This is a genomic window from Nocardioides pini (assembly GCF_026712185.1).
Classification (GTDB): Bacteria; Actinomycetota; Actinomycetes; order Propionibacteriales; family Nocardioidaceae; genus Nocardioides; species Nocardioides pini.
Genome location: NZ_JAPPUX010000005.1, coordinates 588,868 through 607,552, shown reverse-complemented (window position 1 = coordinate 607,552; position 18,685 = coordinate 588,868). Strand labels below are relative to the sequence as shown.

Here is an 18,685-nt window from a genome sequence, read left to right as displayed (position 1 = left end):
CTACCGTGGGACACGAGAACCTCCGGGTTGGAGTGGGCCTTCGACAAGCCACATCCCATTCGGGGGTTCTCGTTCGTTCAAGCAGGCTCGCTGCTACCGACCTCATGGCCGGGTACACCTAGGAGCGGCGTCCCCGCGACTCGCGCAGCCTGCGCCCGCGCTCGATGTCCTTCTGCTCCTTCGCGGCGGCCTTCTCCGACTTGCGGGTGTCGCGCGGGGGCAGCTGCAGCTCCTCCTCGGCCGCGATGCCGGCCTGGAGCTGGCGGCCACGCTCGAGCTCGGCGTCGACCTCGGCGCCGAAGAGCAGCGCCAGGTTGGTGATCCACAGCCAGAGCAGGAACGCGATGACGCCGGCCAGCGAGCCGTACGTCTTGTCGTAGCTGGAGAAGTTCGCGACGTAGAAGCCGAACGCCGCCGACGCCACGACCCACACGACGATGGCGATGATCGCGCCGACGCTGATCCACCGGAACTTGGGCTGCTTGACGTTGGGGGTGGCGTAGTAGAGCAGGGCGACGATGAGCACGACGACCGCCAGCAGGACGGGCCACTTGGCGATGCTCCACACCGTCACGGCGGTCGACTCCAGCCCGATCGCCCGGCCCACCGCCTCGGCCGCGGGACCGGTGAGCACCAGCCCGATCGCGACGACCGCGGCCAGCAGCACGGTCACGAGCGTGATGAGGAGCATGACCGGCCGGAGCTTCCAGACCGGGCGGCCCTCGTCGATCTCGTAGATGCGGTTCATCCCGCGGCTGAAGGCGTTGACGTAGCCCGAGGCCGACCACAGGGCGGTCAGGAGCCCGATGACGAGCGCCAGCCCGGCGCCCTGGCTCTGCGCCAGCTGGGTGATGGTGGGCTCGAGGGTGTCGGCGGCCGACGAGGCCCCGATGTCGCGCAGGATCTGCAGCAGGGTGTCGACCGTCTGCTGCTGCTGGCCGACGAGGCCGACCAGCGAGAGCAGCGCGATGAGGCCCGGGAAGAGCGCGAGGACGGAGTAGTAGGTCAGCGCGGCCGCGAGGTCGGTGCACTGGTCGTCCATGAACTCGCGCACGGCCTTGCGCAGGGAGTAGCCCCAGGTGGGCTTGGCGATGTCGCTGGGCGAGTCCGGCTTGCCCGCTGCGTCGGGCGCGGGAGCGGTCCGCTCCCGCTTTTCGCTCGTGGACTCGCTGTCGGTGGAGACAGATCGGTGCGTCATGACACACCAGTGCCCGCACGGTGGCGACCCATGCGGGACGCGGCGCTCGACGTCGAGGGGTACTGCATGGCGCGCGTCGTCACGCGCACCGAGGCCGTGCTCGAGGGAGAGCTCGTGCGCCTGCGCGAGCCGGTTGGGCATCTATCCGCTGAACGACCGGAGGTCGAGCCAGCGCGGGACGCTGGAGCGGTACGCCGCGTAGCCCGCGCCGAACTTCTCCGCGAGCGCGCGCTCCTCCGCTGCGATCTGGAAGCGGTCGATGACCGCCACGAACGCGACGACCGGGAGCACACCCGACCACGAGCCCCTGCGGAGCGCGTTGGCGACGAGCACGCCGGCCATGCCGACGTACATCGGGTTGCGGGTGCGGGAGTTGGGTCCGGTGACCACCAGCGACGACGCCTGGGAGGGGTCGAACGGCTCGACCGTCGTGTGCTGGGCCCGGAACCGGCTCGCGGCGCCGCCGGCCAGGACGACCGAGGTCGCCGCCGTGGCGGCCGCGGCCGAACGCCGCAGCCGCGACGCGGGAGGCGCACCGCGCGCCAGCCCCTGCTGGACCAGCGCGGCGGCGAGCGCGAGGAGCGGGGGCGGCGGGCGCTTCATGCCACCACGGTGCCACGACGACCGGCCGGCGCACAGCCCCGGATCGCGAGCCGTCCCGTACGGTGCGCCTGTGACCCCGGACGTCCTCCTCGTCGGCGCCGGCGACCTCGGCGCCGCGGTCGGCCTGCGGCTGGCCGACCTCGGCCACGACGTGCTCGCCCTGCGACGCAACGCCTCGCGGGTGCCCGCGCCGCTCGTCGGCCGCGCGGTCGACCTCACGCGCGAGGCGCCCGACCTGTCCGACGTACGCCCCCGCCTCGTCGTCGTCGCCCTGACCGCGCGCCCGCGGACCGAGGAGTCCTACCGGGCGACCTACGTCGAGGGGATGGCCCGGGCGCTCGACGCGCTGCCCGAGCCCCCGGAGCGGGCCGTGCTGGTCTCGTCGACCGCGGTCCACGGCAGCCACGACCTCCCGGACCTCGAGGACGAGTCGACGCCTCCCGACCCGGCGGACGGCCCCGGGCGCATGCTCGTCGCCGCCGAGGAGGCGTTCCACGAGCGCGTGCCGCACGGAAGCGTGCTGCGGCTGTCCGGGTTGTACGGCGGCGGCAGCACGCGGCTGCTCGACCAGGTCCGCAAGGGCCGGATCGACGACCCGCACCGCTGGACCAACCGGATCCACCGCACGGATGCGGCCTCGGCCGTGGTGCACCTGCTGACCATGGAGGCGCCGCCGGAGCACCTCTACCTCGGCACCGACGACGCGCCCGCCCAGCTCGGGGACGTCGCGGCATACCTCGCCGACCGGCTCGGCGCCCCCGCTCCCCCGCCGGCCGACCCCGCGCAGGGGCACGGCAAGCGGCTGTCCAACGCCCGGCTGCGGTCGACGGGCTGGGCACCGGCGTACCCGTCCTACCGCGAGGGCTACGCGACGTCCGGCAGCTGAAGGATCCCCGATCGGGGTGATGGTCCGCGCGGGCCGTCGGCCCAGACTGCAGGCATGGCCGTCATGCGCCCGGAAGCCCGGTCCGTCGCACACGTCGACCGACGACGGCCCGGCCTCGCCGTCCTGGTCGCGCTCCTCGCCGCGGCGCCGTACGCCGTCTGCCTTGCGCTGCCGTACTACGTCAACGGCGTCCACCAGCGCCCCGCCGGCGAGACGATCTACGCCTACGACCTGGGCGCGATGTGGCCCTACGACACGCCGCTCGGCGGGGTGGTCGGCTTCGTCGCCGTGGTCGGGGTGCCGACGGCGCCGTTCGTCTCGGGCGGGGTGGCGATGTGGTCGCTGTTCATGGTGTGGGCCTGGCGTCGGGAGCTGACCCTGCGGGAGGTCGCCCTCTACGTCGTCGCCGCGGCCATCGGTGTCGCGACGATCGCCTGGCTGGCCACGCCGATGGCCAACGAGCTCCTCACCTGGTTCTGGGACTGACCCGCTTCGCTGGTCGAGGAAGGCCCTGCCCGCCGACTGACGGCGGCACATCGTGGATGATCCGAGCCACCAGGTGACTCGGATCGTCCACGATCTCGCGTCAGCCGGTCGCCATCAGCCGGGTGAGCGCCTCGAGGCCGGGCGCCGTGGCCGCGGCGAGGCGTTCACGGACCCGGTCGAGCTCCTCGGAGGCGTGCCCGGGTGGGATCCGCGCCGGGTTGACCGCCACGGTGTTGGCCCACTCCGCGATGTCCGGCTCGGCGCCCAGCGCCATCGACGCCCGGGTCCCGCGGACGTTCATGTCGGCCCACTGCGCCAGCGAGTTGCCGAAGCGCGACGGCGAGCAGAGGCGGTTCTTCTCGTCGTCGTCGCGGCGGGTGGCCTCGACGTAGCCGGTGACCGCCGCGCCGAAGCACGGGAAGCCCGCACGCACCGGTTGCACCGTGATGACGTCCGGCTGCCAGACGGGCACGAGGGGCGGGTTCTTCAGGCCGTCGGCGGCGCAGTGCACCACGACCGCGTCGTCCGCGACCCGCACCGTGGTGCCGTCCTCCATCTCGAGCCGGCCGCGCTCGACGTGGCGCAGGTGTCCGCGGCGTACGACGTTGCCGATGGACCGCAGCAGCTCGAGCTCCCACTCGCCGAGCGTCGGGGCCTTCGCCATCGTGGGCGTCACCGACCGGTCGATGCGCAGCATCACACCGGCGTCCTCGAGCCGGAGGAACAGCTCGTCGAGCGACGACGAGGTCGCCGCCTCCTCGAACGTCGTCGCCGGCACCCCGAGGTAGATCGCCGGGTCGGGCTGGATCAGCGCGCGGTTGAGCATCCACGGGTCCCGCGGCCGCACCCAGCAGATCGCGTCGGGGTCCACGCCCTGGCCGAGCAGCCACACGCAGGCGTCGGTGGCCGTCTTGCCGGAGCCGACGACGACGTACTGGCTCGGCGCCTCCTCGAGCCGCACCACGTCGTTGACCGTGACGGCCCGCGCGTCGTCCGCGACCGAGAACGGCGCCGACGACTCGGCGGGGATGCTCGGCGACAGGTAGTGGGCATCGACCACGCGGCAGGACTCCGGCACCTCCCAGGTCCGGCCGGAGATGCGCGAGACGACCGTGCGGCCCACGACCTCGCACCCGGTGAGGACCTCGACCCGGCCCGTCGCGCGCAGCCGCTCGACGGCCCGGGCGTAGTAGTCGACGATCTCGGGCTGCGAGGCGCGCACGTGCAGCCCCGCCTCGGGGCCCTGCTCCTGGATGCGACCGCCGAGGACCGTCGACGCGACGCCGTAGAACGTGGACGCTTGGTGCAGCCGGACGAACGGGTAGTCCTCGAGCCAGTGCCCGCCCGCGCCGTGCCGGCGGTCGACGACCGCGACCCGCGCGTCGGAGTGGTCGACCAGCGCGTCGGTGAAGGCCATCCCCATCGCGCCGGCCCCGACGACGAGGTGGTCGACGTCCAATGTGCGGCTCATGGACACACGCTGGCACACCGACGGCCGTCCGCGTCACCCCGATCCAGATACACCGCGCCGTCACCTCCGTGAAACACGCATTCGCCACACTGGCGCCGTGCAGATCACCCGCGCCGACTTCGGCGACCCGCGGCTGGTGGCGTTCCTGCAGGCCCACCTCGACGACCTGGAGCCGACCGCACCGCCGGAGAGCCGGCACGCGCTCGACCTGACCGCCCTGCAGGGGGACGGCGTACGGCTCTGGGTCGCCGCCGCCGACGACGGGATCCACGGCACGGTCGCGCTCGCGCCCGTCGACGACGGGCACGAGGAGCTGAAGAGCATGCGGACCGAGCCGCGCCTGCGGGGCACCGGGGTGGCGACGCGGCTGCTCGCCCATGCGCTCGACGACGCCCGGCGTCGCGGGGTCTCGCGGGTGTCGCTCGAGACGGGCTCGATGGAGTTCTTCGCACCCGCACGCCGGTTCTACGCGCGCTCCGGCTTCGTGCCGTGCGAGCCGTTCGGCTCCTACGCCGACGACCCGCTGAGCACCTTCATGACGCTGGCGCTGGGTCCGGGGCGACGCCCTCGGCCCAGGCCGGCAGGGTCACCGTGACCGTCGTGCCGCGCCCGCGCTCGGAGTCGATGTCCACGGAGCCGCCGTGGCGCGCGACGATCCGGGCGACGATCGGCAGGCCAAGCCCGGTGCCGGGGCGTGTCAGGGCCGCCGGGTTGGTGGAGCGGAAGAACTCGCGGAAGAGCTGCTCCTGGTCGGGCGGCGAGATGCCGATCCCCGTGTCCTCGACGGTCGCGACGACCGCGTCCCCCTGAAGCGCGACGCGGACGGCGACCCGGCCGCCGGGGTCGGTGTACTTGATCGCGTTGGACGCGAGGTTGGTCAGCAGGCGGTGCAGCTCCTCGGGCTCGCCGGGCACGAGCACCGGCTCGTCGGGCAGGTCGGACTCACAGGTGACCTCCCCGGCCGTCGCCGCGGCGTGGCACTCCTCGGCCACGTCGTGGACCACGCGCCGGAGGTCGACCGGGATGGGATCGAACTCGCGGTGCGGGTCGGAGACCTGGGCCATGGTGAGCATGTCGTCGATGACGGCGCGCATCCGGGTGGCGCCGCGGGTGGCGGCGGCCACGGACCGGCGGCCGTCCTCGTCGAGGCCGGAGGTGTCGAGGAGCTCGAGGTTGGCGCTCATCGAGAAGAGCGGGTTGCGCAGCTCGTGGCCCATCGTGTTGACCACCTCGACGCGATAGCTGTCGAGCTTGCGGAGGCGGTCGGCGATGGCGCGCTCGAGCTCGAGCTGGCGGGCCTTGCCCACCGCCAGGCCGAGGTCGCGGCCGATGTCGCGCGCCGCATCGATCTCGATGTCGGTCCAGCGGCGTGCGTCGGACACGCGCGTGAGGACCAGGAAGCCGACGCACTCGCGGCCGACGCCGAGCGGGACGAAGAGCACCGACCCGATGCCGATCCGGTCGAGGAACCCCAGCAGCCGCTCCGCGTCGTCGTGGGCCAGGCCCGGCTGGTCGAGGCTGTCGCGGGAGAACGGGGCGACGTACTGGTCGACCCAGTAGCGCTGGGCCAGCCGCACGACGACGTCGTCGATCTCGGCGAACGGCGGCGCGTCGTAGGTGTCGCCGACGGCGTACGACGTCGTGGTGGACCCGACGCCGTCGGGGTTGAACGCCGTGAGCCACATGCCGACGGCGTCGAAGCACGACACGACCGCCGACCGGCACGCCTCCAGCACCAGCTCCAGCGTCGGCTCGCCCAGGGCCTGCCGCACGATCGCCCGGGCCTCGGTGGCCATCCGCACCTGCTCGCTCAGCTCCTCGCGCTCCAGGGCCAGCAGCACGAGCGTGCGCGCGAGCCCGGCATAGCGCGTGAGCACCTCCATCTTCGCCGGCGACGGCAGCCGCCCGTCGTCGGGGATGTCGACCGACAGCAGACCGCGCAGCCGGCCCTGGTCGTCGTGCAGCGGGGCGGCCAGGAGGTCGAGCGGGTGCCACGCGTCCTCGCCCTCGAGCGGCGTCACGTCCGGGATGTGGCTGTAGGAGAGCGCCTCGATGCTGGCCCGGTGGTGGGGCACGAAGCGCCACACGCCCCACTCGTCGGCGTTGCGCAGCTCGTTCTCGATCGACGCCGCGGGGACCTGCGTGCCGACGAACCCGTCCTCGACACCCGCTGCGGCGACGACCTCGAACTGGCCGTCGCGCCGCAGCGTCAACGACGACTGCTCGAAGCCGGCGAGGGTGGCGACGCCCTCGACGAGGACCTGGAGGTGCTGGCGGGTCTGCTCGTCGGCCCACGGCGAGTCGGCGTGGCGCCGTCCCGTGTCGGGTTCGTCGTGCATCTCACTCCCTGCGTGGACCTCGCGGCACCCCCGACTCTAAGCCTCGGAGCCCAAGGAGCGCAGGGCTTCCTTGACACTGGGGAGATCCGGGCCTCAGCCGGGGTGGGCGGTGACGACGTCCAGCACGCGGCGTACGACAGGGGTGACCGCCTCGCGCGACCAGATCGCGTGCAGCTCGACCGGCCGGTCGGGTCCGCGTCGACGCGCGTGTCGCCGCCGTGGTGGGCGAGCTCCACGAGCTCCCACCTCTCTTGCGGCGTGCGCCGGCGCGAGGACACCGTCCACATGCGGTCGATCCGGCCGGACGTCGAGGTCAACACCTCCCGCTGGTGACCGGGCACTTCCTCGCGCTGCAACACGCCGACCGGGCACTTCCTCGCGCTGCAACGCGCCGACCGGGCACTTCCTCGCGCTGGAGGACGCCGACCGGGCACTTCCTGTTTCTTCAGTCTTGACTTATATAAGTCACCGGTGACACAGTCGGCGCATGTTCGACGTAGCCAAGCACCTGGGCGCGGTGACCCGCGCCGTCGAGGACAGCACCCACGAGGGCACGCCCGTCAGGGTCGTCGTGGCCTCCCGCACCTACCCCACGGACGTCGACGACCTCTGGCAGGCCGTCACGGACCCCGAGCGCATCCCGCGCTGGTTCGCGCCGGTCTCCGGTGACCTCCGGCTCGGCGGCCGCTTCCAGGTCGAGGGCAACGCCGGCGGCGAGGTCACCGCCTGCGACGAGCCTAAGCACTTCGCGATCACGTGGGAGTTCGGCGGGGACACGTCGTGGGTCGACGTCCACCTCGAGGAGGCGCCCGACGGCGCCACGCTGACCCTCCGCCACGCGGCCGACGTGCGGGACAACCCGCACATGGCGACGTACGGCCCGGGCGCGGTCGGCGTCGGCTGGGAGCTCGGGCTGATGGGCCTGGCCGAGCACCTGGCCACCGGTACGACGATGCAGCACGAGGAGGTGGAGGGCTGGGGCGCCTCGACGGAGGGCCGGTCGTTCATGAGCGGTTCGGCGACCCGGTGGGGCGAGGCCGATGCCGCGACGTCGGGCGACCCGGAAGCCTCGCGCGCCGCAGCCGGCCGTACGGCTGCCTTCTACACGGGCGCCGAGCCGCCGGCCTGACGTGCACGCCTTCGACGTCCTCGGCGACCCCGTGCGCCGACGCATCCTCGAGCTGCTCGCGGAGGGCGAGAGCAGCGCCGGCGACGTGGCGGCCCGGGTGGGCGGCGAGTTCGGCATCAGCCAGCCGGCGGTGAGCCAGCACCTCAAGGTGCTGCGCGACAACGGCTTCGCCACCGTCCGCGCCGACGGCACCCGCCGGCTCTACGCCGTCGACCCGTCCGGCCTGCAGGAGGTCGACGCGTGGGTCGAGCAGTTCCGGGCGTTCTGGGAGCACCGGCTCGACGCCCTCGGCACCGAGATCGCCCGCGGCACACGCGCGCGCCGCTGACCGGGCACTTCCTCGCGCTGGAGCACGCCGACCGGGCACTTCCTCGCGTTGGAGCCGGGCGGCAGCGCGAGGAACTGCCCGCTCGACGCCTGGCAGCGCGAGGAAGTGCCCGCTCGACGCCTGGGCTCCCAAGAGTCGTCGCCCGGGTGGACCGACGAGGTCTCCCGGGTCGAGTGCGCTCGCGGTAGCAGTGACGGAGGGGGTGCGCACTCGACCTCGCGACCGGAGCCGCTCAGCCGACCGGGGTCACCAGCTCGCCGCGGTCGAGGAAGGCGTCGACGTTGTCGAGCACGAGCCGGCCCATGGCCTCACGCGTCTCGACGGTCGCGCTGCCGACGTGCGGCAGCAGCACGACGTCGTCGCGATCCAGCAACGCAGGGGGCACGTGCGGCTCGTCGGCGAACACGTCGAGCCCGGCACCGGCGATGCGACCCGCCTCGAGCGCGGCGACCAGCGCTGGCTCGTCGACGACGGACCCGCGGGCGACGTTGACCAGGTAGCCGTCGGGGCCGAGGGCGTCCAGGACGGCGGCGTCCACGAGGCCGTCGGTCCCGGCCCCACCCGGGGTGAGCACGACCAGCACGTCGCTCGCCTTCGCCAGCGCGACCGGGCTGTCGTGGTAGGTCCACGCGACGTCCTTGGGACTGCGCGAGTGGTAGTGGATCTCGGCGCCGAAGGCCTCCAGCCTCTCCGCGGCGGCCGTGCCGATGCGGCCCAGGCCGAGCACCCCGACGACCGCACCGCGCACGTCGCGGGTCAGCCGCGGCTTCTCGCCACGGGCCCAGGCGCCGCTCCGCACGAACCGGTCGGCGGCCGTGATGCCGCGCAGCACGTCGACGACGAGGAACGCCGCGAGGTCGGCCACCGCGTCGGTGAGCACGTCCGGGGTGTTGGAGACGACGATGCCGCGGCGGCCCGCCTCGGCCACGTCGACGTTGTCGTAGCCGACGCCGAAGTTCACGATCGCCCGCAGGTCGGGCAGGGCGTCCATCTCGGCCGCCCCGGCGCGCGCACCTCCACCGACGACCGCCACGACGACGCCGGCCGGGTCCTCGAGGTCCGCGAGCTCCGGGGCGGCGTACCGCTCCGTGAGCCACGCACGCACGAAGGGCATCAGCCCTCCGAGCTGGACGACACGGACCGGGTGCTGGGTGTCGGTGGTCACCCCGCCATCCTTGCCGGGCGCCGGTCGCCGCGTCCAAGACGACCTCGCTATCGCACGATGCCCGGGAGGAGCGCGCCATGGACCTGCTAATCGGCTTCACGACCATCCTGGTCGTCATCGCCGCCGGCGCGGCGCTGGCCCACGTCGGCGTCCTCGACCGTCGCTCGCAGCGCACGCTCGGCGAGATCGCGTTCTTCGTCGCCTCCCCCGCCCTCATGGTCGTGACGATCAGCACGGTCCACCTCGAGACCGCGGCGGCGAACCTGGTCACCTCGAGCGTCTCGCTCGCCACCTGCTTCGTCGCGTACGTCGCCATCGCGCGGCTGCGCTGGCGCCTCGACACCGGCTCGCTGCTCATCGGTGCGCTGTCGTCGTCCTACGTCAACGCGGGCAACCTCGGCATCGCCATCGCCGCCTACGTCGTCGGCGACCTCACCGTCGTCGTGCCCACCCTGCTCGTCCAGATGCTGCTCGTGCAGCCCGCCGCGCTGATCGCCCTCGACCGCATCACCGGCCGCGGCGAGGGCGTGCGCCCCGCGATGCGCCGGCTGGTCACCAACCCGCTGACGATCGCCGCCGTCCTCGGCCTGGTGCTGGCGACCACCGGGTGGCAGCTGCCGGCCCCGGTGCTGTCGCCGCTCGAGATGCTGGCCGGTGCGGCCATCCCGCTCATGCTGATGTCGTACGGCGCCGCGCTGAGGCTGAGCCCGCCGATCGGCCGGGCCGGCCACAACGGTGAGGTGGTCGTCGCGACGGTGCTCAAGATGACCGTCATGCCGGTGGTCGCCTGGCTGGTCGGCGTGGCTCTCCACCTCGACGACCACGTGCTGCTCGGCGTCGTCATCACCGCCGCCCTCCCGACCGCGCAGAACATCTTCCTGCACGCCACCCGCTACCGCGTCGGGGAGGATGTCGCCCGGGAGACCATCCTGGTCACCACCCTCGCCTCGCTGCCAGCCGCGCTGCTCGTCGCCGTGCTGCTGGGCTGACCCCACCCCACCGACCGGAGGACCACCATGGACGACCTGCTCGACCGGCTGCGCACGAGCATCGGCGCCGACCACGTCCTGACCGAGGACGCCGACGTCGCGGCGTACGTCGTCGACTGGACCGGCACCATCGCCGGCCGTGCGCTCGCGGTGGTGCGGCCCGGCTCGACGGACGAGGTGGCCGCGGTCGTCGGGGCCTGCGCCGAGGCGGGTGTCGCGGTCGTGCCGCAGGGCGGCAACACCGGTCTGGTCGGCGGTGGCGTCCCCGACGCGTCCGGCCGCCAGGTCGTGCTGTCGCTCGGCCGGATGCGCCGGGTGCGCGACGTGGACCCCGTCGCCGGGACCGTCACCGTCGACGCGGGCGTGGTGCTGGCCGACGTGCAGGCGGCGGCCGAGGAGGTCGACCGGCTGTTCCCGATGTCACTGGGCTCCGAGGGCAGCTGCACGATCGGCGGCAACCTGTCGACGAACGCCGGCGGCACCGCGGTGCTGCGCTACGGCATGACCCGCGAGCTGGTCCTCGGGCTCGAGGTCGTGCTGCCCGACGGACGGGTGTGGGACGGCCTCCGCGGGCTGCGGAAGGACAACACCGGCTACGACCTGACGCAGCTCTTCGTGGGCGCGGAAGGCACCCTCGGCGTCATCACCGGCGCCGTCCTGCGGCTCTTCCCGGCCACGCCGCGGCACGCCACGGCCTGGGTCGCGGTGCCGTCCGTCGACGCCGCGGTCTCGCTGCTCGGCGTCGCGCAGCAGCACGCCGGCGTCCACCTCTCGACGTTCGAGATCGCCAACCGGCAGGCCATCGACCTCGTCCTGGCCCACCTGCCGGGGGCGAGCGACCCGCTGGGCGAGCCGAGCGACTGGTACGTCCTCGTGGAGCTGGCCGGCTCCGCGTCGGACACCGGGCTGGACGAGACCCTGGAGCAGCTGCTCGGCGAGGCCGTCGAGGCCGACTGCGCCACCGATGCGGCGATCGCCGGCAGCCCCGCACAGCGCTCGGCGCTGTGGGCCCTGCGCGAGGGCATCTCCGAGGTGCAGAAGGTCGAGGGCGCCACCCTGAAGCACGACGTCACGCTGCCGATCGCAGGGCTGGCCGAGTGGACGAACGCCATCGGTCCGCGGCTGCAGGAGGTCTGCCCGGGCGTGCGCCTGGTGACCTACGGGCACGTCGGCGACGGCAACCTGCACTACAACCTCAACGCGCCGCTGGCCGACGGGCGCAGCGACGACGACGCGCTGCGTGCCGCGGCGGCCGACCTGACCTCCGCCATCTACGAGTCGGTGGCCCGCGCGGCGGGGTCGATCAGCGCCGAGCACGGGCTCGGGCGCACCAAGGCGGCGGCAGCGGCGGCGTACAAGTCCGACGTGGAGATGGACCTCATGCGCGCGGTCAAGCAGGCGCTGGACCCGGCCGGGCTGATGAACCCCGGCGTCCTCGTCCCGCCCACCGCGTAGGGACCCGCCCTAGGCTGCAGGCATGAAGGCTCAGACCCTCGGCCGCGTCGTGCTCGGCGGCTTCATGGTGACCGCAGGTGTGCTGCACCTGACCACGCAGCGTGAGGAGTTCCGGGCGCAGGTGCCCGACTGGTTCCCGGTGGACGAGGACCTCACCGTGCTCGCCTCGGGAGTCGTGGAGGTCGCGCTGGGCGGGGCGTTCGTCGCGCTGCCGCGGCACCGCCGTACGGTCGGCGCGCTGCTCGCGGCCTTCTTCGTGGCGATCTTCCCCGGCAACATCGCGCAGTACGTCGAGGGCACCGACGCATTCGGCCTCGACACCGACCGCGCCCGCCTGACGCGGCTCTTCTTCCAGCCCGTGCTCGTCCTCTGGGCGCTGTGGGCGGGCGGCCTGCTGTCGCGCCGCCGACGGGCCCCGGCCGAGGAGCAGCAGCGCGAGGAGGTCGAGACGGGCGAGTAGCTGCGCCCGTCCGGGTTTGGGCGGCGCCACCCGGGGCAGAGGGGTCCGAGAGAGAAGGGGGACTCCATGCCCATCACCGTGCCCACCAGGAGCACCAGCAGGACACTCGTCGGCGTCGCCGGACTGTGTGTCCTCGCACTCGCCGCCACCACGGCGCCCGTCACCACGGCCACCGCATCGCAGGACGACCGCCGACCGGTGGACCTGCTCAGCCCGGCCCCGTCGGGCCGCGCGAGCGCCGAGGCCGCCGGCGACGAGCGATCGCGGGCCGTCGCCGTCGACACGGCCGCGCTCGACGCCGTACGCACCGGCGACCGGATCGACCTCGAGCTGTTCGACGACACGACCGTCACCGCAGCCGTCGACCAGCGCACCGATGCCGGAGGGATCACGTCGTGGTCCGGCGGCATCGTCGGCGAGAAGGGCAGCGTCACCGGAGTCGTGGTCGGCGGGGTCGCCCACATCAACGTCACCTCCGTCGAGCACGGCACCTACGAGGTGCGCACGACGCCCGAGGGCGACTACGTCGTCGACGAGGCGGGCGACCCGCCGGGCGGCGACGACGTCGTCCTGCCGGAGCGCCCGGGAAGCACCGACCTGCGGGCCGGGTCACGCACCGGCTCGCACGAGCACAGCGCCGAGCCCCGCGCCCAGCGCGACAACACCGGCACCACCGGCGCGCGCGCACCCATCGCCTTCGGCGACGCGCCCGACACCATCGACATCGCCATCGTCTACCCCGCCCAGCTGGTCACCCAGATGGGACAGCCCGCGATGGAGGCGCAGTTCGCCCTCGGCATCACCCAGGCCAACGAGGCCTTCGCCACCTCCGGCGTGGGCACCCGGGTGCGGCTGGTCGGCACGCGACAGGTCGCGGCGACGCAGTCCTCCGACCTGGTCACCAACCTCAAGGCCCTCGGCACCCCGGGCGACGGCGTGTTCGACGAGGCCCACGCCCTGCGCGAGGAGACCCACGCCGACCTGGTGAGCCTCTGGCTGGCGGGCAGCGTCCCCGGTGGAGCGTCCTGCGGCATCGCCTACCTCGGCGGCACGGATCCGCAGTACGACCCGCAGTACGCCGCCTGGTCGGTCGTGTACGCCGCTGCCTGCGCCACCGAGTTCCGCGCGTTCGCCCACGAGGTCGGGCACAACCTGAGCGCCCACCACGACGCCGGCGCGTCGCAGCCGCCGACCGAGGGCAAGCCCTACGCCCGCGGCTACGTCGACGTGGCGGCGCAGACGATCACGGTGATGGCCTACTACGACCAGTGCCTCCGCGCCAAGGTCAACTGCACCCGCATCGGCTACTTCTCGAACCCTGCGATCGCCTACAACGGGCGCGTCCAGGGCACCGAGGCCACCAACAACGCGTTGGCGATCACCGAGCAGATGGCGACCGTCGCGGGCTACCGCCAGTCGCAGATCTACCCCGGCGCGGTCGCCATCGCCGGCCGTCCCCGCTTCAAGGGCACCGCGGAGGCGACGTCCACGCCGTGGTCCCCGGCCGTCACCCTCGGCTACCAGTGGCTGCTCGACGGCGTTGCGATCCCGGGCGCCACCGCCAGCACCTACAGGCTCGGCCGTCGCGACATCGGCAAGACCCTCACCCTCCAGGTGTCCGGGTCCGCGCCGTACTACCCGACCGTGACCGCTCCGGCCGCGTCCGTCGTCGTCGGCAAGGCGCTGTTCCGCACGAAGCGTCCCAAGCTGCGCGGCGTGCCGCGCGCCGGCCGCGTGCTGTCGGTCAAGGTCAAGGGCTGGAAGCCCAAGCCGGCCAAGAAGAGCGTCACGGTGCGCTACCAGTGGCTGAAGAACGGGAAGAAGATCAAGGGAGCGAAGAAGGCGACCTACCGCGTGCGGGCCAAGGACCGCGGGAAGAAGATCTCGGTCCGGGTCACGGCCAAGAAGTCGGGCTACGAGAAGGCGCGGGCGAGCTCGAAGCAGGTCAAGATCCGGCGCTGACCGCCCGCCGCCGGGCGGGTCACAGGGTCGGCAGCCAGTCGACCCGCCCGGCGAGCACGGCGTACCCCACGAACGCGCCCACGTCGAGCAGCGTGTGGGCGACCACGAACGGCATCACCCGCCCCCAGCGGCGGAAGAGCCAGCCGAAGAGCAGCCCCATCGCGAGGTTGCCGACGAAGCCGCCGAGGCCCTGGTAGAGGTGGTAGCTGCCGCGCAGCAGGGCCGCCAGGCCGATGGCGGCCGAGTCGCCGAAGCCGATCTGGCGCAGCCGCACCTGCACGAAGCCGAGGACGATGAACTCCTCGACCACGGCGTTCTGCGCGGCGGCCAGCACCAGCACCGGCACCCGCCACCACTCCCCCGGCAGCGACTGGGCGACGACGGTCAGGTTGGTGCCGAGCGCGAAGGTCGCGAGGTAGAACACCACGCCCACCGAGCCGACGCCGGCCGCGAGCAGGGCGCCGCGCCCCCAGTCGCCGAGGCTGCTCCAGCCACCGTCGCGCGCCCACACGTCCTTGAGCCTGCTCCCGGAGCGCACCAGCAGGTACGCTGCCAGCGCCACCGGGACGAGGGCGAAAGCGACCCGCAGCAGCTGGTAGGTCAGGTCGAGCCACGGCCGGTCCGGGGCGAGGGAGTTGTTGAGGTTGGCCGCCTGCGACGACAGCGGACCCGGGGCGGTCAGCGCCGAGACGATGCTGACGACCGAGTAGACCGCGCTCCGGCCCAGCGAGACCAGCAGCACGATCGCCAGCTCGGTCCACAGCAGCGCCTTGGCCAGGTCCGGCACACCACCCGGGACGGGCGTGTCGCGGAGTCGCCACCACGGTCTCGTCGCCTCGGTCGCCGTGCTCACGCACCCCAGCATCCCGCAACCGGCTGAGGCGCCGCTGAGAACGGCCGCACCCGTGGATGAAGCGCGGGGCCTCGACGGACGGCGCCGGTCGTACGACGATCGACGGGTGAGCACGATCTACGAGGCGGCCGGCGGCATGGACGTCTTCGTCCGGCTGGCCGAGGCGACGCACCAGCGCTGCCTGGCCGACCCGCTGCTCCAGCACCCGTTCTCGCACGCCGACAACCAGCCGGACCACACCGACCGCCTGGCGGCGTACTGGGCCGAGGCGCTCGGCGGCCCGCCGACGTACACCACCACGATGCGCGGCAGCGAGTCCCACGTGCAGCGGCTGCACGCGGGTGAGGCGGACTACGCCGTCGAGGCGAGCCCGCGGTTCGTGCAGTGCGTCGTCGACTCGTTCGACGAGGCCGGCGTGCCCGCCGACCCCGAGGTGCGGCAGGCCATCGCCGACTACGTCACGTGGGCCGCGACCGGCCCGTTCCAGGCCTGGGGACGCTCGAAGGACGACGTCCCCGACGACCTGGTCATGCCGCACTGGGACTGGGACGGCCCGGTGCCTCCCGCCTGACGCCCCGCCAGATCGTCCCGCCTGATCGCGCTGTAACGCCGGGTTAGCCGCTGTACCCACCCGGATATATCCCAGTGGGTACACGCACCAACCCGGCGTTACAGCGGCGGTCGCCGACCCGCGGTCAGGAGGAGAGCGTCAGCCCGTCGTCGCCCACGCCGACGGTGACGGCGCCACCGTCGGTGACCTCCCCGGCGATCAGCAGCCGGGCGAGCGGGTCGCCGATGGCCGACTGGATGAGCCGGCGCAGGGGCCGGGCGCCGTACGCCGGGTCGTAGCCGGTCTCGGCCAGCCAGGCGCGGGCCGCGTCGGTCACCGAGATGGTGATCCGCCGGACCGCCAGCCGCTTCTCCAGCAGGGCGAGCTGCAGGTCGACGATGTGGGCCAGGTCGTCCTTGCTCAGCGCGTCGAACATCACGACCTCGTCGAGCCGGTTGAGGAACTCGGGCTTGAAGTGCGAGCGCACCACGCCCATCACCGACTCCTTCTTGGCCACCGGCTCGAGGATCGGGTCGACCAGGAAGTGCGAGCCGAGGTTGGAGGTGAGGATCAGCAGCGTGTTGCGGAAGTCGACCGTGCGCCCCTGGCCGTCGGTCAGCCGTCCGTCGTCGAGCACCTGCAGCAGGATGTCGAAGACCTCGGGGTGCGCCTTCTCCACCTCGTCGAGCAGCACGACGCTGTACGGCCGGCGCCGCACCGCCTCGGTCAGCTGCCCGCCCTCGTCGTAGCCGACGTAGCCGGGGGGCGCACCGACGAGACGCGAGACCGAGTGCTTCTCGCTGTACTCGCTCATGTCGATGCGGACGATCGCTCGCTCGTCGTCGAAGAGGAAGTCGGCGAGCGCCTTGGCCAGCTCGGTCTTGCCGACACCGGTGGGTCCGAGGAAGAGGAACGACCCGGTCGGCCGGTTGGGGTCGGCGATGCCGGCGCGCGAGCGGCGTACGGCGTCGCTGACCGCGGTGACGGCCTCGCGCTGCCCGATCAGCCGCTCGCCGATGACCGACTCCATCTCGAGCAGCTTGGCGGTCTCGCCCTGCAGCATCTTGCCGGTGGGGATGCCGGTCCAGGCCTCGACGACGTCGGCGATCTGCTCGGCACCGACCTCCTCGCCGACGAGCGGCTCGAGGTCGACGGCCTCGGCCTTCTCGACCTCGTCGATCTGCTTCTCGAGCGCGGGGATCTGGCCGTACTGGATCTCCGAGGCCCCGGCGAGGTCGCCCTCGCGCAGCTTCTTCTCGGCCTCGATCTTGAGCTGGTCGAGCTGGCGGCGCAGCTCGCCCTCGCCCTGCAGCTGGTCCTTCTCGCGCTCCCACCGGGTCTCCAGCCCGCGCAGCTCCTCCTCGCGGTCGGCGAGGTCCTTGCGCAGCACCTCGAGACGCTCGGCCGACGCGGCGTCGGTCTCCTTGGCGAGCGCGAACTCCTCCATCTTCAGCCGCTCGACCCGGCGGCGGAGCTGGTCGATCTCCTCGGGCGAGGACTCGTGCTCCATCCGCAGGCGCGAGGAGGCCTCGTCGATGAGGTCGATCGCCTTGTCGGGGAGCTGGCGGCCGGTGATGTAGCGGTCGGACAGCGTGGCGGCGGCGACCAGCGCCGCGTCGGTGATGCGCACGCCGTGGTGCGCCTCGTACTTCTCCTGGATGCCGCGCAGGATCTGGATCGTGTCCTCCACGCTGGGCTCGCCGACGAAGACCTGCTGGAAGCGGCGCTCGAGGGCGGGGTCCTTCTCGATGCGCTCGCGGTACTCGTCGAGCGTCGTCGCGCCGATCATGTGCAGCTCACCGCGGGCGAGCATCGGCTTGAGCATGTTGCCGGCGTCCATGGCGGAGTCACCGCCGGCGCCCGCCCCGACGACCGTGTGGAGCTCGTCGATGAAGGTGATGACCTGCCCGCCGGCGTCCTTGATCTCCTCGAGCACGGCCTTGAGCCGCTCCTCGAACTCGCCGCGGTACTTCGCGCCCGCGACCATCGCCGCGAGGTCGAGCGCCAGCACCCGCCGGCCCTTGAGCGAGTCGGGGACGTCGCCGGCGACGACCCGCTGGGCGAGGCCCTCGACGACCGCGGTCTTGCCGACGCCGGGCTCGCCGATGAGGACGGGGTTGTTCTTGGTGCGCCGCGACAGCACCTGGATGACGCGACGGATCTCGGCGTCGCGGCCGATCACCGGGTCGAGCCGGCCGTCCTCGGCCGACTTCGTGAGGTCGACGGAGTACTTCTCCAGCGACTCGTACGACGCCTCGGCGCTCTCGCTGGTCACGCGACGGTTGCCGCGGACAGCGGTGATCGCCTCCCGCAGCCCGGCCGCGGTGAGACCCGCGTCGGTCAGCACCTTCTGCGCGCTCGACTCGACGGTGGCGGTGGCGACCAGGAGGTGGTCGGTGGCGACGTAGTCGTCCTTCATCGACGCCGCCAGGTCGATCGCCTGCGCGAGGACGCGGGTCAGCGAGGCGGAGGCGCTGGGCTGCTGGACCGTCGAGCCGGTCGCGCGGGGCAGCTCCTGCTGGACGCGCTCGGCGTGGGCCAGCAGGGTGGCCGGGTCGACGCCCGCCTTCTGCACGAGGCTGCGGGTGGCGCCGTCCTCCTGCTTCAGCAGGGCGACGAGCAGGTGGACGGGCTCGGTGGTGGTGTTGCCGCCGGTGGTCGCGGCGAGCTGGGCAGCCTCGACGACCTCGCGGCTGCGGGTGGTGAACTTCTCGGCACCGAACTGGCTCAACTCATCTCCTGAGGATGTGTGTACGAGGAGGGCGACGGGCGCCCGTCACGAGACCACTGTGGCCTCGCTCGGTTCAACGC

Annotated in this window: 18 protein-coding genes; 11 read left to right on the top strand and 7 right to left on the bottom strand. The window is 72.9% G+C overall.

Annotation, left to right across the window (positions count from 1 at the left end; translation table 11 throughout):
* Positions 1-118: 118 nt before the first annotated feature.
* Both NYO98_RS19745 and NYO98_RS19740 read right to left on the bottom strand, forming a co-directional pair.
* On the bottom strand, positions 119-1,198 hold the full coding sequence (locus NYO98_RS19745; RefSeq protein WP_268113538.1) for a YihY/virulence factor BrkB family protein: 1,080 nt from the start codon (positions 1,196-1,198) through the stop codon (positions 119-121).
* 141 nt (positions 1,199-1,339) lie between these two features.
* Positions 1,340-1,801 (bottom strand): methyltransferase family protein, encoded by a 462-nt coding sequence (locus NYO98_RS19740; protein ID WP_268113537.1) that lies wholly within the window; start codon positions 1,799-1,801, stop codon positions 1,340-1,342.
* Positions 1,802-1,871: 70 nt separating this feature from the next.
* Here NYO98_RS19740 and NYO98_RS19735 point away from each other — a divergent pair, with 70 nt between their 5' ends.
* Entirely contained in the window at positions 1,872-2,687 is an 816-nt protein-coding gene (locus tag NYO98_RS19735; protein ID WP_268113536.1) for an NAD-dependent epimerase/dehydratase family protein, read from the top strand.
* Positions 2,688-2,741: 54 nt separating this feature from the next.
* Positions 2,742-3,173 carry a hypothetical protein gene (locus NYO98_RS19730; RefSeq protein WP_268113535.1) on the top strand — a complete coding sequence of 144 codons (432 nt, stop codon included), beginning with the start codon at positions 2,742-2,744 and terminating at the stop codon, positions 3,171-3,173.
* A gap of 100 nt (positions 3,174-3,273) precedes the next feature.
* Here the strand turns inward: NYO98_RS19730 and NYO98_RS19725 are convergent, their stop codons facing one another.
* Positions 3,274-4,644, bottom strand: a complete 1,371-nt coding sequence (locus NYO98_RS19725) for an NAD(P)-binding protein (RefSeq protein ID WP_268113534.1) — start codon at positions 4,642-4,644, stop codon at positions 3,274-3,276.
* A 97-nt stretch (positions 4,645-4,741) separates the two neighbouring features.
* On the opposite strand from NYO98_RS19725, the gene NYO98_RS19720 reads away from it, so the two are divergent.
* Positions 4,742-5,239 (top strand): GNAT family N-acetyltransferase, encoded by a 498-nt coding sequence (locus NYO98_RS19720; protein WP_326494464.1) that lies wholly within the window; start codon positions 4,742-4,744, stop codon positions 5,237-5,239.
* Here NYO98_RS19720 and NYO98_RS19715 read toward each other — a convergent pair.
* Positions 5,178-6,983 carry a sensor histidine kinase gene (locus NYO98_RS19715; protein ID WP_268113532.1) on the bottom strand — a complete coding sequence of 602 codons (1,806 nt, stop codon included), beginning with the start codon at positions 6,981-6,983 and terminating at the stop codon, positions 5,178-5,180. The two genes, NYO98_RS19720 and NYO98_RS19715, sit on opposite strands and share 62 nt — an antisense overlap.
* Positions 6,984-7,151: 168 nt before the next feature.
* Between NYO98_RS19715 and NYO98_RS19710 the strand changes: the two genes are divergently transcribed.
* From NYO98_RS19710 to NYO98_RS19700, 3 genes are all read left to right on the top strand, one after another.
* Positions 7,152-7,316, top strand: a complete 165-nt coding sequence (locus tag NYO98_RS19710) for a hypothetical protein (protein WP_268113531.1) — start codon at positions 7,152-7,154, stop codon at positions 7,314-7,316.
* Positions 7,317-7,470: 154 nt separating this feature from the next.
* Entirely contained in the window at positions 7,471-8,112 is a 642-nt protein-coding gene (locus NYO98_RS19705; RefSeq protein WP_268113529.1) for an SRPBCC family protein, read from the top strand.
* Position 8,113: 1 nt separating this feature from the next.
* Entirely contained in the window at positions 8,114-8,440 is a 327-nt protein-coding gene (locus tag NYO98_RS19700) for an ArsR/SmtB family transcription factor (RefSeq protein WP_268113528.1), read from the top strand.
* A 232-nt stretch (positions 8,441-8,672) separates the two neighbouring features.
* Here the strand turns inward: NYO98_RS19700 and NYO98_RS19695 are convergent, their stop codons facing one another.
* On the bottom strand, positions 8,673-9,605 hold the full coding sequence (locus NYO98_RS19695) for a 2-hydroxyacid dehydrogenase (protein ID WP_268113527.1): 933 nt from the start codon (positions 9,603-9,605) through the stop codon (positions 8,673-8,675).
* Between the two features lie 77 nt (positions 9,606-9,682).
* Between NYO98_RS19695 and NYO98_RS19690 the strand changes: the two genes are divergently transcribed.
* From NYO98_RS19690 to NYO98_RS19675, 4 genes are all read left to right on the top strand, one after another.
* Complete coding sequence (locus tag NYO98_RS19690; RefSeq protein ID WP_268113526.1) at positions 9,683-10,594, top strand: AEC family transporter; 912 nt, start codon at positions 9,683-9,685, stop codon at positions 10,592-10,594.
* Positions 10,595-10,621: 27 nt separating this feature from the next.
* A complete protein-coding gene (locus tag NYO98_RS19685) occupies positions 10,622-12,049 on the top strand; it encodes an FAD-binding oxidoreductase (protein WP_268113524.1) in 1,428 nt (475 codons plus the stop codon).
* A gap of 22 nt (positions 12,050-12,071) precedes the next feature.
* Positions 12,072-12,509, top strand: a complete 438-nt coding sequence (locus NYO98_RS19680) for a DoxX family protein (protein ID WP_268113522.1) — start codon at positions 12,072-12,074, stop codon at positions 12,507-12,509.
* 66 nt (positions 12,510-12,575) lie between these two features.
* Positions 12,576-14,471 carry a reprolysin-like metallopeptidase gene (locus NYO98_RS19675; RefSeq protein WP_268113521.1) on the top strand — a complete coding sequence of 632 codons (1,896 nt, stop codon included), beginning with the start codon at positions 12,576-12,578 and terminating at the stop codon, positions 14,469-14,471.
* Between the two features lie 19 nt (positions 14,472-14,490).
* Here the strand turns inward: NYO98_RS19675 and NYO98_RS19670 are convergent, their stop codons facing one another.
* Positions 14,491-15,324, bottom strand: a complete 834-nt coding sequence (locus NYO98_RS19670) for a CPBP family intramembrane glutamic endopeptidase (RefSeq protein WP_268113520.1) — start codon at positions 15,322-15,324, stop codon at positions 14,491-14,493.
* Positions 15,325-15,430: 106 nt separating this feature from the next.
* Here NYO98_RS19670 and NYO98_RS19665 point away from each other — a divergent pair, with 106 nt between their 5' ends.
* Positions 15,431-15,895, top strand: a complete 465-nt coding sequence (locus tag NYO98_RS19665) for a globin domain-containing protein (RefSeq protein WP_268113519.1) — start codon at positions 15,431-15,433, stop codon at positions 15,893-15,895.
* A gap of 124 nt (positions 15,896-16,019) precedes the next feature.
* Here NYO98_RS19665 and clpB read toward each other — a convergent pair whose 3' ends face one another.
* On the bottom strand, positions 16,020-18,605 hold the full coding sequence (gene clpB, locus NYO98_RS19660) for an ATP-dependent chaperone ClpB (RefSeq protein WP_268113518.1): 2,586 nt from the start codon (positions 18,603-18,605) through the stop codon (positions 16,020-16,022).
* Positions 18,606-18,685 lie beyond the last annotated feature (80 nt).